Annotated in this window: 12 protein-coding genes; 7 read left to right on the top strand and 5 right to left on the bottom strand. The window is 72.0% G+C overall.

What is annotated here, in order from left to right:
* The first annotated feature begins 36 nt into the window (after positions 1 to 36).
* From mshD to pstB, 5 genes are all read left to right on the top strand, one after another.
* On the top strand, positions 37 to 1044 hold the full coding sequence (gene mshD / locus AB0J86_RS28870; RefSeq protein WP_363860781.1) for a mycothiol synthase: 1008 nt from the start codon (positions 37 to 39) through the stop codon (positions 1042 to 1044).
* 275 nt (positions 1045 to 1319) lie between these two features.
* Complete coding sequence (gene pstS, locus AB0J86_RS28865; protein WP_363860779.1) at positions 1320 to 2417, top strand: phosphate ABC transporter substrate-binding protein PstS; 1098 nt, start codon at positions 1320 to 1322, stop codon at positions 2415 to 2417.
* A 53-nt stretch (positions 2418 to 2470) separates the two neighbouring features.
* On the top strand, positions 2471 to 3565 hold the full coding sequence (gene pstC / locus AB0J86_RS28860) for a phosphate ABC transporter permease subunit PstC (protein WP_363860778.1): 1095 nt from the start codon (positions 2471 to 2473) through the stop codon (positions 3563 to 3565).
* The gene (pstA, locus tag AB0J86_RS28855; RefSeq protein ID WP_363860776.1) at positions 3562 to 4650 is read left to right on the top strand and encodes a phosphate ABC transporter permease PstA; all 1089 of its coding nucleotides are present in this window, start codon (positions 3562 to 3564) and stop codon (positions 4648 to 4650) included. The genes pstC and pstA overlap by 4 nt, the downstream gene beginning before the upstream one ends.
* A gap of 21 nt (positions 4651 to 4671) precedes the next feature.
* Positions 4672 to 5448: a phosphate ABC transporter ATP-binding protein PstB gene (pstB, locus tag AB0J86_RS28850; RefSeq protein WP_363860775.1), complete on the top strand. Its 777-nt coding sequence runs from the start codon at positions 4672 to 4674 to the stop codon at positions 5446 to 5448.
* A gap of 78 nt (positions 5449 to 5526) precedes the next feature.
* Here pstB and AB0J86_RS28845 read toward each other — a convergent pair whose 3' ends face one another.
* Positions 5527 to 6384: an NUDIX hydrolase gene (locus tag AB0J86_RS28845; protein WP_363860774.1), complete on the bottom strand. Its 858-nt coding sequence runs from the start codon at positions 6382 to 6384 to the stop codon at positions 5527 to 5529.
* Positions 6385 to 6543: 159 nt separating this feature from the next.
* On the opposite strand from AB0J86_RS28845, the gene AB0J86_RS28840 reads away from it, so the two are divergent.
* Positions 6544 to 7512 (top strand): Gfo/Idh/MocA family oxidoreductase, encoded by a 969-nt coding sequence (locus AB0J86_RS28840; RefSeq protein ID WP_363860773.1) that lies wholly within the window; start codon positions 6544 to 6546, stop codon positions 7510 to 7512.
* 57 nt (positions 7513 to 7569) lie between these two features.
* On the opposite strand, the gene AB0J86_RS28835 is transcribed toward AB0J86_RS28840, so the two are convergent.
* From AB0J86_RS28835 to AB0J86_RS28820, 4 genes are all read right to left on the bottom strand, one after another.
* Positions 7570 to 8577: an inorganic phosphate transporter gene (locus tag AB0J86_RS28835; protein WP_363860772.1), complete on the bottom strand. Its 1008-nt coding sequence runs from the start codon at positions 8575 to 8577 to the stop codon at positions 7570 to 7572.
* Between the two features lie 126 nt (positions 8578 to 8703).
* Positions 8704 to 9330, bottom strand: coding sequence for a DUF47 family protein (locus AB0J86_RS28830; RefSeq protein ID WP_363860771.1), 627 nt, complete (start codon positions 9328 to 9330; stop codon positions 8704 to 8706).
* 142 nt (positions 9331 to 9472) lie between these two features.
* Complete coding sequence (locus AB0J86_RS28825) at positions 9473 to 10378, bottom strand: PPK2 family polyphosphate kinase (RefSeq protein ID WP_363860770.1); 906 nt, start codon at positions 10376 to 10378, stop codon at positions 9473 to 9475.
* Between the two features lie 71 nt (positions 10379 to 10449).
* Positions 10450 to 10953 (bottom strand): DUF402 domain-containing protein, encoded by a 504-nt coding sequence (locus AB0J86_RS28820; protein WP_363860769.1) that lies wholly within the window; start codon positions 10951 to 10953, stop codon positions 10450 to 10452.
* Between the two features lie 273 nt (positions 10954 to 11226).
* On the opposite strand from AB0J86_RS28820, the gene AB0J86_RS28815 reads away from it, so the two are divergent.
* Positions 11227 to 13425, top strand: a complete 2199-nt coding sequence (locus tag AB0J86_RS28815) for an ATP-dependent DNA helicase (RefSeq protein WP_363860768.1) — start codon at positions 11227 to 11229, stop codon at positions 13423 to 13425.
* The last annotated feature ends 21 nt before the right edge of the window (positions 13426 to 13446 follow it).

Below are 13446 nucleotides of genomic sequence, written 5' to 3'. Positions count from 1 at the left end.
CGCCGAGGCCCCGGCCCGGGCGGATACCGTGGGGGCGTGAGCGGCGCGGCTGAGCCTGTGACGGCGTACGAGAACGAACTTCCCTCCGGCGACGCGATCCGCGAGGTACTGGCCCTGCTCGCGGTCGCGGCCGACGCCGACGGCGCGGAACCGGTCTCCGAGGACGGGGTGCTGCGGCTCAAGCACGCCGGCGACACGGGCGTACGGCACCTGACGGTCCGGGACCCCGACGGCGCGCTGGCCGGGTACGCGCAGGTCGAGACGGGCGCCGACGGCACGGCGGCGGAGCTGGTCGTCCACCCGCTGCGCCGGCACCGGGGTCTCGGCGCGGCCCTGCTCGACGCGGTCATCCGCGACGCCAACGGGCCGGTGGAGGTCTGGGCCCACGGCGACCATCCGGGCGCCGCCGCGCTCGGCCTGGACCGAGGCTTCCGGCGGGTACGGGAGCTGTGGACGCTGCGCCGGCCGCTGGGGGAGCCGCTCCCGGAGCCGGTGCTGCCGGCCGGTGTCTCACTGCGCGCGTTCCGTCCGGGCGAGGACGACGAGGCGTGGCTGGAGGTCAACCGGCGGGCCTTCGCCGACCATCCGGAACAGGGCCGCTGGACGCGGGAGGACCTGCGCGCCCGCTTCGCCGAGCCGTGGTTCGACCCGGCGGGTTTCCTGCTCGCGGTCGAGGAGTCGACGGGGCGGCTGCTGGGCTTCCACTGGACGAAGGTGCACGGCGCGGAGCGGCCCGCCGACGCGACGGTCGACGACCGGCGGCCCGCCGACGCGACGGCGCCGGGCATCGTGGCGGCCGACGCGCCGGAGACCGCCGACCGCGCGTGGCCGATCGGCGAGGTGTACGTGCTGGGCGTGCACCCCGAGACGCACGGGCTGGGTCTGGGCCGCGCACTCACCGTGGCGGGCCTGCGTCACCTGCGGGAGCGGGGGTTGCGGCGGGTGATGCTCTACGTCGACGAGAGCAACACCGCGGCGGTGGCGCTCTACCGGCGCGCCGGGTTCGCCCGCTGGTCGACCGACGTGCGGTACCGCCGAGGCTGACTCGTACCGCCTCACCTGCCGGAACGCGCCGCGCGCCCCCGGCTGTGACGCCATATCCGACATAGGCACCGCCGGCCCCTCAGTTCACGAAACGGACAGCTCGTCCTCGGTTTCTGGACATTCAGCCGGCGGTACTTGTTCACCCCTCGTTCATTCGCGACCGGCGAACCGTCTACCTGGCGCTCCTAGCTTGCGTAGTAACCGGTGAACCAGGCCGGTCCCCGGGGTCAGACAGGACTCCGGCGGTCCGTTTGATGCGAAGGGAAACCCCTCAGGTGAAGCTCCAGCGGCACGGCCTTGTTGCCTGCCTCGCGCTGACCGCGACGCTCGCGCTCGGCGCGTGCGGCTCGGACAATAACGAGCCCAGCGGGTCGGCCTCCGGGTCCGCTGCGGCCGACTGCGCCACCGGCACGGTCAACGCGCAGGGTTCTTCCGCCCAGAAGAACGCGATGGACGAGTGGACGAAGGCGTACCAGCAGAAGTGCGCCGACGCCAAGGTCAATTACGAATCGACCGCCTCCGGCGCGGGCATCCAGGCCTTCATCGCCGGCACCGCCGACTTCGCCGGCTCGGACTCGCCGCTCAAGGCCGCCGACGAGCAGCCGAAGGCCGACGCCAAGTGCACCGGCGGCAAGGCGATCCACCTGCCGATGGTGATCGGGCCGATCGCGGTCAGCTACAACCTCGGCGTGGACAACCTGCAGCTCAAGCCGGCCACCCTGGCGCAGATCTTCGCCGGCAAGATCACCAAGTGGGACGACGCCGCGATCAAGGCGGACAACCCGGGCGCGACCCTGCCGTCCACCGCGATCCAGGCCGTGCACCGCTCGGACTCCTCCGGCACCACCGACAACTTCACCAAGTTCCTCTCCAAGACCGCCGAGGCCGACTGGACCTTCGGCAACGCCAAGGAGTGGAAGGCCCCGGGCGGCGTCGGCGCGGCGAAGTCCGACGGCGTGGCGAGCAAGATCAAGAGCACCGAGGGCGCCATCGGCTACGTCGAGCTGTCGTTCGCCGAGAACTCGCAGCTCAAGAAGGCCAAGATCGGCAACGGGGCCGGCGAGTTCGCCGAGCTGACCCCCGAGTCGGCCGGTAAGACCATCGCCGGCGCCCAGGTCACCGGCCAGGGCGACGACCTGCAGATGTCGATCGACTACGCCACCAAGGAGGCCGGCGCGTACCCGATCGTGCTGGTGACCTACGAGATCGTCTGCAGCAAGGGCCTCGCGGCCGACAAGCTCAACGTGGTGAAGGGCTTCCTCGGCTACACCGCCAGCAGCGAGGGCCAGCAGGCGCTGGGCGAGCTCGGCTACGCCCCGCTGCCGGAGTCGGTCCGTACCAAGGTCGAGGCCGCGGTCAAGAACCTCGCCTGAGCTGACCAGCTAGAGATCCGACACATACCTTCGTCAACGGAGCGAGCGAGCAGATGGGCGATATCCCTCCCCGCTCGGCCGACGCAGCCACCGGCGGGACGAGCGTGACCACCAGTCACGCCCGTTCCGCCGGTGCGGCGCATCCGGCCGACCTCTCACCCACCCCGCCGACCCGGGTTCCGGACGGAGGGGGTCTCGGTGGCGGCGACGCGTTGCCCCGACGGCAGGCCTTCGGAGCCGAGCGGCTCTTCCGCGGCGTGACAATGGCCGCCGGCGCGGCGGTACTGATCATCATCGTGGCGATCGCGATCTTCCTGATCGCCAAGGCGGTTCCGGCGCTGCGCGCCAACACGGTCAACTTCTTCAGCTACGAGGGCTGGTTCCCCAACGACTCGGAGCCGAAGTTCGGCATCGGGGCACTCGCGTACGGCACCGTGGTCACCTCGGCGCTGGCCCTGCTGATCGCCGTACCGGTGGCGCTGGGGATCGCGCTCTTCCTCTCCCACTACGCGCCCCGGCGGGTCGGTACCGTCCTCGGCTTCCTGGTCGACCTGCTGGCCGCAATGCCGAGCGTGGTCTTCGGCCTCTGGGGCCGGGACTACTTCGCCGGCCCGGTCACCGACCTGTCGGTCTGGCTCAACAAGTACTTCGGCTGGATCCCGATCTTCGGCGGCGACGGGCCGTTCGGGAACTCGATCCTGCTCGGCTCGCTGGTCCTGGCGATCATGGTCCTGCCGATCGTCACCTCGCTCTCCCGCGAGGTCTTCCAGCAGACGCCGAAGGCGAACGAGGAGGCCGCGCTCGCGCTGGGCGCCACCAAGTGGGAGATGATCCGCACCGCGGTGCTCCCGTACGGCCGCCCCGGGGTGATCGGCGCCGTGATGCTCGGCCTCGGCCGGGCGCTCGGCGAGACGATCGCGCTGGCGCTCACCCTCGGCATCACCTTCAACATCACGACCAACATCGTCGTGACCGGCGGTAACAGCATCGCGGCCAACATCGCCAACGCCTTCGGCGAGGCCAACGAGGTCGGTCGCGGCGCCCTGATCGCCTCGGGTCTCGTCCTCTTCGCCATCACGCTGGTCGTCAACATGGCCGCGCGGGCGATCATCTACCGGCGCCGGGAGTTCACGGAGACCGCCGCATGACCACCATGACCGCTCCGCCCAGCGCCGCACCCCGGCGCTCCGACGACAACCTGCAGGCCCGCCGGCTGCCCGTCCTCGCGCTCGTGGGGATCGGCGTGGCCGCGCTCGCGGTCTCCGCCGCGATCGTCTACGGCACCGGCATCGGCGGCCCGGTGCTGGTCGTCGTCCTCGGCGCCCTGCTCTACCTGCTCGGGGCCTTTCTCGTCAGCAAGGCGGTCGAGGGGCCCCGTCAGGCCCGCAACCGCACCTGGAGCGCGCTGATCCACTCCGCGTTCGTGCTGGCCGTGCTGCCGCTCGTCTCGGTGGCCTGGACGCTGCTCTCGAAGGGCGTCGAGCGCCTCGACGGAAACTTCTTCCTCACCTCGATGAACAACATCGGGGCCCGGGACCCGAACGGCGGCGCGTACCACGCCATCGTCGGCACGCTGGAGCAGGTCGGCATCGCCACGCTGATCACCGTGCCGCTCGGCATCGCCTGCGCCATCTACCTCGTCGAGTACGGCCGGGGCCGGTTCGCCCTCGCGATCCGCTTCTTCGTCGACGTGATGACCGGCATCCCGTCGATCGTCGCCGGCCTGTTCATCCTGGCCTTCTGGGTGCTGATCGTCTCGCCGGTCTTCAACAACGGCCAGCCGACCTACTCGGGCTTCGCCGCCGCGCTCGCCCTGAGCGTGCTCATGCTGCCGACGATCGTCCGCTCCACCGAGGAGATGCTCCGGCTGGTGCCCGCGCCGCTGCGCGAGGGCTCGTACGCGCTCGGGGTACCGAAGTGGAAGACGATCATGCGGATCGTGCTGCCGACGGCCCGGCCCGGCATCGTCACCGGCGTGATGCTCGCGATCGCGCGGGCCTCCGGCGAGACGGCGCCGGTGCTGCTCGTCGCCGGCGGCGGCGCGGCGATCAACTTCAACCCGTTCGAGAACAGCCAGTCGTCGCTGGCGCTCTACATCTACGGGCAGGCCGGCACCGCGTCCCAGTACGCGCCCGGCCGGGCCTGGACAGCGGCGCTCACGCTGGTCGCCCTCGTCCTGATCCTGACGATCGCGGCGAAGCTGCTCGCCCGCCGCAACCGGCTGAGCCGTTGATCCCCCGGAGGTAACAGCACCATGGCCAAGCGCGTCGAAGCGAACAACGTCACCGCCTACTACGGCTCGTTCAAGGCGATCGAGAACATCTCCATGACGGTCGAGCCGAAGACCGTCACCGCCCTGATCGGGCCCTCGGGCTGTGGGAAGTCGACCTTCCTGCGGTCGATCAACCGGATGCACGAGGTGCTGCCGGGCGCCCGGGTCGAGGGCTCGCTGACCATCGACGACCAGGACATCTACGACCGGGACGTCGACGTCACCGCCGTACGCCGCACCATCGGCATGGTCTTCCAGCGGCCCAACCCCTTCCCGACGATGTCGATCTTCGACAACGTCGTCGCCGGGCTGAAGCTCAACGGGGTACGCCGGAAGTCGGTGCTCACCGAGGCGGCCGAGAAGGCGCTGCGGGCCGCGAACCTCTGGGACGAGGTCAAGGACCGGCTCGACAAGCCGGGCGCCGGCCTCTCCGGCGGTCAGCAGCAGCGGCTCTGCATCGCCCGTACGATCGCCGTCGAGCCGAAGGTCGTCCTGATGGACGAGCCCTGCTCGGCGCTGGACCCGATCTCCACCCTGGCGATCGAGGACCTGATGTTCAAGCTGAAGGACCAGTTCACGATCATCATCGTGACCCACAACATGCAGCAGGCGGCCCGGGTCTCGGACCGTACCGCCTTCTTCTCGATCGAGCGGACCGGCGACCCGGGCCGCCTGATCGAGTACGACTACACGCAGAAGATCTTCAGCAACCCGAGCGAGAAGAAGACTGAGGACTACATCACCGGCCGCTTCGGCTGACCGGACCTCGCCGCCTCGCCCTCGCCGTCGATCTAGGGCAAATCGTCGTGATTAGTGATCCACTAACGACGATTCTCCCTAGATCGACGTGTTTCGGGGGTCGAGCAGGAAGCGCGGACGGCCGCCATCGCCCGGCAACTCCAGTCGCGGAGTGATTGGCGTGGCGACGTCCCGACCGGCCGCGACCGCCGGCACGGTGGCCAGGTCGGCGCAGTCCGCCACCTCGGCGAGCGTGACCATGGTCGGCGGCAGCATGGCGATCTCCCCGGCCCGGGCCCGGGCCAGCGCGTCCGCCGGTCGCACCCACATGGTGTGGTCGGCCTCGCCGGAGACGTCCCGGGTCCGCTGACCGTCCGGCAGCAGCGCCACGAAGAAGTACGTGTCGTACCGGCGCGGCTCGAACTCCGGCGTGATCCAGCGGCTCCACGGCACCAGCAGGTCCGAGTGGAGCGCGAGCCGCTGCCGCCGCAGCAGCTCGGCGAAGCCGGTCCGGCGGGAGACCAACGCCTGCCGGGCCGACTCCCAGTCGTCGCCGCTCACGTCCCCCAGCACGTCGCCGCCGGGCCGGCCGGCGAGCAGCACGCCCGCCTCCTCGAACACCTCTCGCGCCGCCGCGCAGACCACCGCCTGGGCCGCGTCGGCCGGCAGCCGCAGCCGCTCGCCCCACCGCTCCGGGGCCGGCCCCGACCAGTCCAGATCGGGCCGCGAGTCGGACGGATCGACGCCGCCGCCCGGGAAGGCGTACATGCCGCCGAAGGCCATCTCCGCCACCCGGCGGATCACGTACACCTCGAAGCCGCCGGTGCCGGGGCGCAACAGCAGCACGGTGGCCGCCACCCGGGGCGTGGCCGGCGTACCGCCCTCGGCGTAGAAGCGGCGCGCGTGCTCCACCAGCCGCTCCGGTACGGCGAAGCCCTCGTTGCTGCCCAGCGTCATGCTCAGAGCCTATGTCGATCTCCCGCCCCGACACCGGCCGGCCACGGGCGGCGGACGGGTCGCGGCACGCGGACGGGTCGCGGCACGCGAGCTGTGGCGCCGGCCCCGGTCGGCGGTACCGTTCGCGGCCGGCCGGGTGAGCTGGACTAGCGTGCCGGCATGACACGTTGGGGCATCCTGGCCACGGGCCACATCGCCGGGAGGTTCGTCGAGGACCTGCGGCTGCTGCCGGACGCGGAGGTGGTCGCGGTGGCCTCCCGCACGTCGGCCGCCGCCCGAACCTTCGCCGACCGGCACGACATCCCCCGGGCGTACGGCTCCTGGTCGGAGCTGGCGGCCGATCCGGAGGTCGACGTCGTGTACGTCGCCACCCCGCACGCCGCCCACTTCGACGCCGCGATGACCTGCCTCACGGCGGGACGGGCCGTCCTCTGCGAGAAGCCGATGACGCTGGACCGGGCGAGCAGCGCCGAGCTGGTGGAGACGGCCCGCGCGAAGGGCGCGTTCCTGATGGAGGCGATGTGGATGCGCTGCAATCCGCTCGTACTCCGACTGGGCGAGCTGCTCGCCGAGGGGGCGATCGGCGAGGTGACCTCCGTGCAGGCTGCCTTCGGCCTGGCCGGCCCCTTCCCGCCGGAGCACCGGCTGCGGGCGCGGGCGCTGGGCGGCGGCGCGCTGCTGGACCTCGGCATCTACCCGATCAGCCTCGCGCACCTGGTGCTGGGCGCCCCGGACGAGATCCGCTCCTGGGCGAAGCTGAGCCCGGAGGGCGTCGACGAGAACACGGGCGTCCTGCTGGGGTACGAGTCGGGCGCGGTCGCCACCCTGACCTGTGGGCTGGTGGGGGCCACCCCGCTGGCCGCCACGGTCACCGGCACCCGGGGCCGGATCGAGCTGGCCGACACGTTCTTCGTACCCGACCGGCTCACCATCCACCGCGGCGACGCCGAGCCGGAGGTGATCACGGGGCCGCCGGACGGCGGCGGCTACCAGTACGAGGCGGCCGAGGTGCAGCGCTGCCTGCGCGCGGGGCTGCTGGAGAGCCCCCTGGTACCGCACGCCACGACGCTGGAGATCATGGGCCTGCTGGACACCGTACGCGAGCAGATCGGCGTCACGTATCCGTAGCGTGCCTCGCCCCGGGCGCGGCGCGCGCCCGGGGCGACAGCGGGACGGGGGGTCCGCTCAGCCGAAGATGGGGCGGACGATCAGGTACGCGAGGCAGGCGATCGCCGCCGCGGCCGGGAAGGTGATGATCCAGGCGACCACGATGTTGCCGGCGACGTTCCACCGCACCGCGGAGAGGCGCTTGGTCGCCCCCACCCCCATGATCGCCGAGGTGATCGTGTGCGTGGTGGAGATCGGCGCGTGCAGCACCAGCGCGTTGAAGTAGAGGACGGCGCTGGCGACGATCTCGGCCGCGAAGCCCTCCGGCGGGCCCAGGTCGATGATCTTCCGACCGAGGGTACGGATGATCCGCCACCCGCCGGCGTACGTGCCCAGGGCGAGCATGGTGGCCGAGGTCCAGAAGACCCAGCCCGGGATGTGCGTCTTGTCGTCCTGGTACCCGCCGGTGAAGAGGGCCAGCACGATGATGCCCATGGTCTTGGCGGCGTCCTGCATGCCGTGGCCGACCGACATGGCCGCCGCCGAGGCGGTCTGCGCCCACCGGAAACCCCGGTTGAGCTTGCCGGGCTGCCCCTTCCGGAAGATCCAGAGGATGGCGAGCATCACCACGTACCCGAGCAGGAGCCCGACCACCGGCGAGAGCACCATCGGCAGGATCACCTTGTCGACGATGTTGAGCCACTGGACCGTGCCGCCGGTGGCGAGCAGCGTCGCGCCGACCAGCCCGCCGAAGAGGGCGTGCGAGGAGGAGGACGGCAGGCCGAAGTACCAGGTGATCAGGTTCCAGGCGATGGCGCCGAGCACCCCGGCGAAGACCACGCCGAGGCTGCCCACCCCGGTCGGCAGGGTGACCAGGCCGTCTCCGACGGTCTTGGCGACGCCGGCGCCGAAGTGCGCGCCGACGAAGTTCCCGACGGCGGCCAGGGCGAGCGCCACCCGCGGCGTGAGCGCCCGGGTGGAGATGCTGGTGGCGATGGCGTTCGCGGCGTCGTGGAAGCCGTTGGTGTAGTCGAAGGCCATCGCGACGACGATGACGGCGATGACGGCGACGAGTTCGGCGCTCATCGGCGCGCCCCACGGCGTGCGCCCGGAGTCCCCGGCTGCTCGCCGGCCGGCGGCGGTGTCACCGGGAACCGGGCAGGGTGGGGCCCGCCGGCCCGGACGCGCGGCTTGCTTGGCTCAGGCACGGACTCAGGACTCCTTGACCGTGATCGTCTCGACGGTGTTGGCCACGTGCTCGAAGGCGTCGCAGGCCGCCTCCAGCTCGTCGGCGACCTCCTTCATCTTCAGCACCGTCAGGGCGTCGTACTCGCCGGAGAAGAGGCGGACGAGTAGCATCCGGTACGCCTGGTCGCCGTCGTTCTCGAGCCGGTTGCACTCGATCCAGTAGTCGTCCAGGTTCTTCATGGTCCGCAGCCGGGGCATCACCTCGGCGGTGATCCGGGCCTGGTGGTCCAGCACGTTGACCAGCTCGTGCATCTCCCGCGGCAGCGAGGGCAGCTTGGTCAGGCCGTAGAGGTAGAGCAGGTTGCCGACCGCTTCGAGGTGGTCCATCACGTCGTCGAGCAGCGAGCCGAGCCGGTAGATGTCCTCGCGGTCGAACGGGGTGATGAAGGTCGAGTTGATCTTCTTGTAGAGCTCGTGGGTGATCTGGTCGCTGTCGTGCTCGACCTCGGTCAGCCGCTCACTCACGGACTGGACGTCGACACCCGGCAGGGCGAGCTCGTTGAGCAGCTCCGTGCCCCGCACCAGATTCTGGGCGGCCCGGGTGAAGAGCTCGTAGAAAGCGCCCTCGGTGGGACGGAAGGAAAACTTCACGGCACGGAACCTTCTGATGGTCGGGTGACGGCGACAGGCCAAGATACGGGGCCCGTCGAGGGAGATGCTAGGGAATGTGAAAACCCTGCTACCGGCGGCCCACCCCTGGTCAGATGCGATTCACTTGTCGTTTACCTAGCGTTCATTTTGGCCCGCCGGGTGACTTTTCGCTGGCCAGCCGGAGCCGCTCCCGCTCCACGTCGAAACCGGCCGGCGGATAGCGCAATCCAAGATCCACGAACGTCTCCCGGAGCAGCCGCGCCACGGCCCAGTTCCGGTACCACTTCCGGTCGGCCGGTACGACGTACCAGGGCGCCGTCGGCGGGCTGGTACGGCCCAGCGCCTCCGCGTACGCGGCCTGGTAGTCCGCCCAGCGGGCCCGCGCGTCGAGATCCGCCGGGTTGTACTTCCAGTACTTCGTCGGGTCGGTCAGCCGCGCGCCGAGCCGCTCCAACTGCTCACCCCGGGAGATGTGCAGCATCACCTTGACCAGGGCCACCCCGCCCTCGGTCAGCTCGCGCTCGAACTCGTTGATCTCGTCGTACCGGCCCCGCCAGACCCGCTCCGGCACCAGCGACTCCACCCGGGCGATCAGGACGTCCTCGTAGTGGGACCGGTTGAACACCCCGACGTAACCGGGCTCCGGCAGAGCCCGCCGGATCCGCCAGAGGAAGTGGTGCCGCCGCTCCAGCTCGGTCGGCGGCCCGAACGCCCGGATGTGCAGGCCGAGCGGGTTCATCGCCCCGGCCACCCGGCGGATCGTGCCGTCCTTGCCACCGCAGTCCACGGCCTGCAACACCAGCAACACCCGCCGGGAGAACTCCGGGTCGGCCTTGGCCGAGGCGAAGAGCATCTCCTGCTGCCGGGCCAGGTCCGCGCCGACGACGCCCACCTCGGTCCGGGCCCAGCCCTTGGCGTCCTCACCCACCACGTGCCGCCCGGGCAGGCCGGGGGTCGACCGGGGATCGATCGCCGCGAGATCGATCGGACCCCGCCCGTCCCCGCGTACCCGCAACAGCTCCCGGATCCCCGTTGTCCGCCCGCTCATCACCCGATCATCGCCCACCGGGCCGTCCGGCGCCTCCCGGCGCCGCACGTCACGCCCGCGGGGCCGCGCGGTCAGACCACCAGGGCCAGCCACTTCCGGTACGTCGAGGCGAACGGCTCGGTACCGTCGCCGAGCGCGTCGTACAGCCACCGCGCCGCGGCCTCGGCCTGCGCGACCACCTCGTCCGGGTAGCCGTACCGGACCCGGTTCTCGGCGAACTCGTCCTCGTCGCGCAGCTCCACGGCGCCCGTCGCCCGGCGCCGCACCACGTCCAGGTCCAGGTCGATCAGGTGTACCGTGTCGTCCTCCCAGCGGGCCGGGCTGGCGATGTCACAGTAGACCTCGCTCGTGCGCGGCGGCGGGTTGAACATCCCGGTCCACCACGAGTCGCGCGGCACGAACAGCACGAACGGGATCTGCTCCACCGAGGGCCGGCCGTGGTACACCGACGGCGTACCCGTCGTCACCCCGAGCCAGACGCCCTGGTCGTCCTCGGCCAGTCGGCGGGCCGGGTAATCCCTGTGCGCGGTGCCGTCGTACTTGCGGAACACGACCCGCACCACATCGCTCGACATCCCCGCACCCTAACCGATTTCCCCTAACGCGGGCCGGCGGGAAGGAGGGGACGCGGTTATCGGATTCTGTATTGCCCGCCGTCACAGCCGCGGCCCCAGCGAGCAAGCGCAGCGGCGCCGGTGGTGTCTGCACTGACGCGTCGCGGCGAACGGCCACCCACCCACACCGCCGCGGAAGGAAGGACACCACCCCCCAGGCGCCGCGAAGCGCAGCGAGCGAGACAGCACAGCGCGCCGTCCAACTCTGTCGGGCGGGGCGGGTACCGTCGCTGGGTGACCGCGCCCACCACCGCCAGCAGTCCCAGCGCCACCACCGCAGCACCGAAGCCCAAGTCCGACGGCCGCCGGCGACGCGGCGCCCGCCCCTCCGGCGCGGAGCTGCTGGCCGCCGCCGTCGGCTCGGTTCCCGGCGGAGCGGCCCGGCCGGGTCAGCAGCGGATGACCGCGGCGATCGAGGAGAGCATCGCGCGCGGCGAGCACCTGCTCGTACAGGCCGGCACCGGCACCGGCAAGTCGCTGGCGTACCTCGCTCCGGCGCTGACGGTGGACGGCCCCGTGGTGGTCTCCACGGCCACGCTCGCGCTCCAGTCCCAGCTGGTCGAGCACGATCTTCCCCGGCTCGCCGACGCGGTGGAGCCGGTGCTCGGCCGCCGACCCACGTTCGCGGTGCTCAAGGGGCGGCACCACTACCTGTGCCTCGCCCGGTTGGAGAGCTCCACTGAGGACGAGCCGGAGGACACGCTCTTCGACTCGGCCCCGGCGGCGGGTGGCGGGGGCACCAAGTGGCTCGGGGAAACCGGCCGGCTCGGCAAGCAGGTCCAGCGGCTGCGCGACTGGGCGATGGAGACGGAGACGGGTGACCGGGACGAACTCGACCCGGGGGTCGACGACCAGGTGTGGCGGACGGTCTCCATGCCGGCGCGCGAGTGCGTCGGCGCCAGCCGGTGCCCGTACGGGGCCGAGTGCTTCGCGGAGGCGTCCCGCGCGCGGGCCCGGGAGGCGGACATCGTGGTCACCAACCACAGCCTGCTCGCCGTGGACATGCTGGCCGGCCGGCACATCGTGCCGCCGCACAAGCTGCTGGTGATCGACGAGGCACACGAACTGGCCGACCGGGTCTCGTCGGCCTCGCAGGCGGAGCTGGTCCCCGAGCTGATCGACCGGGCGGCCCGGCGGTCCCGGCCGCTGCTCGGCCCGGAGCTGGCGGAACGGTTGACCGAGGCGGGCGACGCGCTCGCGGTCGCCCTGGCCGAGGCGCCCGCCGGCCGGATCACCACCGGGCTGCCGGCGCCGCTGAGCGAGGCCTGCACCCTGCTGGACGCCGCGACCCGGGCCGCCCTCGACAAGATCGGGGACATCAAGGCCGACGATCCGGACCCGGTGCGCAAGCAGCAGGCAAAGGCCGTCCTCGACGAGCTCTCCACGACCGCGCAGCGGCTCCTGGACGAGGCGGACCACGACGTGGCCTGGGTGGAGAAGCCGGAGGGCGCGGCGACGGGGCGGCGGGCCCTGGTCGTGGCGCCGCTCTCGGTCGCCGGCACGCTCGCCACCCACCTGTACGACGAGCGTACGGTCGTCGCCACGTCGGCCACGCTGACGCTCGGGGGGCGGTTCGACACCGTCGCCCGGTCGTTGGGGCTCGGTCCGGCGCCCGAGCCGACGCCCTCGCCCGCCGCCGCGGCGCTGGCCGGGTCCACGGGGCGGGAACAGTCGCGTCCGCAGCAGCCGGCCCGCCGCGAGAGCCGACCCGCCGCGGCGGCCCCGGCCCGGCCGGGTGGGGAGGACGACGGCTCGTCGGGCGACGGTTGGCGGTCGCTGGACGTCGGCTCCCCGTTCGACTATCCCAAGCAGGGCATCCTGTACGTGGCCGCGCACCTGCCCCGCCCCACCGCCTCCGGACTGAGCGCCCCGGCGGGCGAGGAACTGCTCCGCCTGATCGGCGCGCTCGGCGGGCGTACCCTCGGGCTCTTCTCCTCCCGGCGGGCCGCCCAGCAGGCCGCGGAGCTGGTCCGGGCCCGCACCGGGCTACCCGTGCTGTTGCAGGGCGAGGAGGCGCTGCCGCTGCTGGTACGGCGGTTCCGCGAGGACCGGGCGAGCTGCCTGTTCGGGGTCATGTCGCTCTGGCAGGGGGTGGACGTGCCCGGCGACTCCTGCCAGCTCGTGGTGATCGACCGGCTGCCGTTCCCCCGGCCGGACGAGCCGCTGGCGGCGGCCCGGGCGGCGGCGGTGGACGCCAGCGGCGGCTCCGGGTTCGCCGCGGTGAGTGTGCCGATCGCGGCCATCCGGCTGGCCCAGGGCGCCGGCCGGTTGATCCGCGCGACGGGTGACCGGGGTGTGGTGGCGGTGCTGGACTCGCGGCTGGAGACGGCCCGGGGCTACGGCAGCTTCCTGCGCCGGTCGCTGCCGCCGTTCTGGTACACGACCCGCCCCGAGGTGGCGACGGGCGCGCTGGAGCGGCTCGCCGCCAGCTGAACGCCCGGTCCCGCCCCCTCG

This window comes from Micromonospora sp. NPDC049559, assembly GCF_040676675.1.
Classification (GTDB): domain Bacteria; phylum Actinomycetota; class Actinomycetes; order Mycobacteriales; family Micromonosporaceae; genus JBFAPK01.
Note: the sequence above shows the minus strand (reverse complement) of the source record. Positions and strands in the feature narration are given on the sequence as shown.

What these genes read in the sequence shown, in the direction of transcription:
- pstC (WP_363860778.1), top strand. Translation starts at nt 2,471, where the DNA reads ATGGGCGATATCCCTCCCCGCTCGGCCGACGCAGCCACCGGCGGGACG.
- AB0J86_RS28835 (WP_363860772.1), bottom strand. Translation starts at nt 8,577, where the DNA reads ATGAGCGCCGAACTCGTCGCCGTCATCGCCGTCATCGTCGTCGCGATG.
- pstA (WP_363860776.1), top strand. Translation starts at nt 3,562, where the DNA reads ATGACCACCATGACCGCTCCGCCCAGCGCCGCACCCCGGCGCTCCGAC.
- AB0J86_RS28825 (WP_363860770.1), bottom strand. Translation starts at nt 10,378, where the DNA reads ATGAGCGGGCGGACAACGGGGATCCGGGAGCTGTTGCGGGTACGCGGG.
- pstB (WP_363860775.1), top strand. Translation starts at nt 4,672, where the DNA reads ATGGCCAAGCGCGTCGAAGCGAACAACGTCACCGCCTACTACGGCTCG.
- AB0J86_RS28820 (WP_363860769.1), bottom strand. Translation starts at nt 10,953, where the DNA reads ATGTCGAGCGATGTGGTGCGGGTCGTGTTCCGCAAGTACGACGGCACC.
- AB0J86_RS28845 (WP_363860774.1), bottom strand. Translation starts at nt 6,384, where the DNA reads ATGACGCTGGGCAGCAACGAGGGCTTCGCCGTACCGGAGCGGCTGGTG.
- AB0J86_RS28840 (WP_363860773.1), top strand. Translation starts at nt 6,544, where the DNA reads ATGACACGTTGGGGCATCCTGGCCACGGGCCACATCGCCGGGAGGTTC.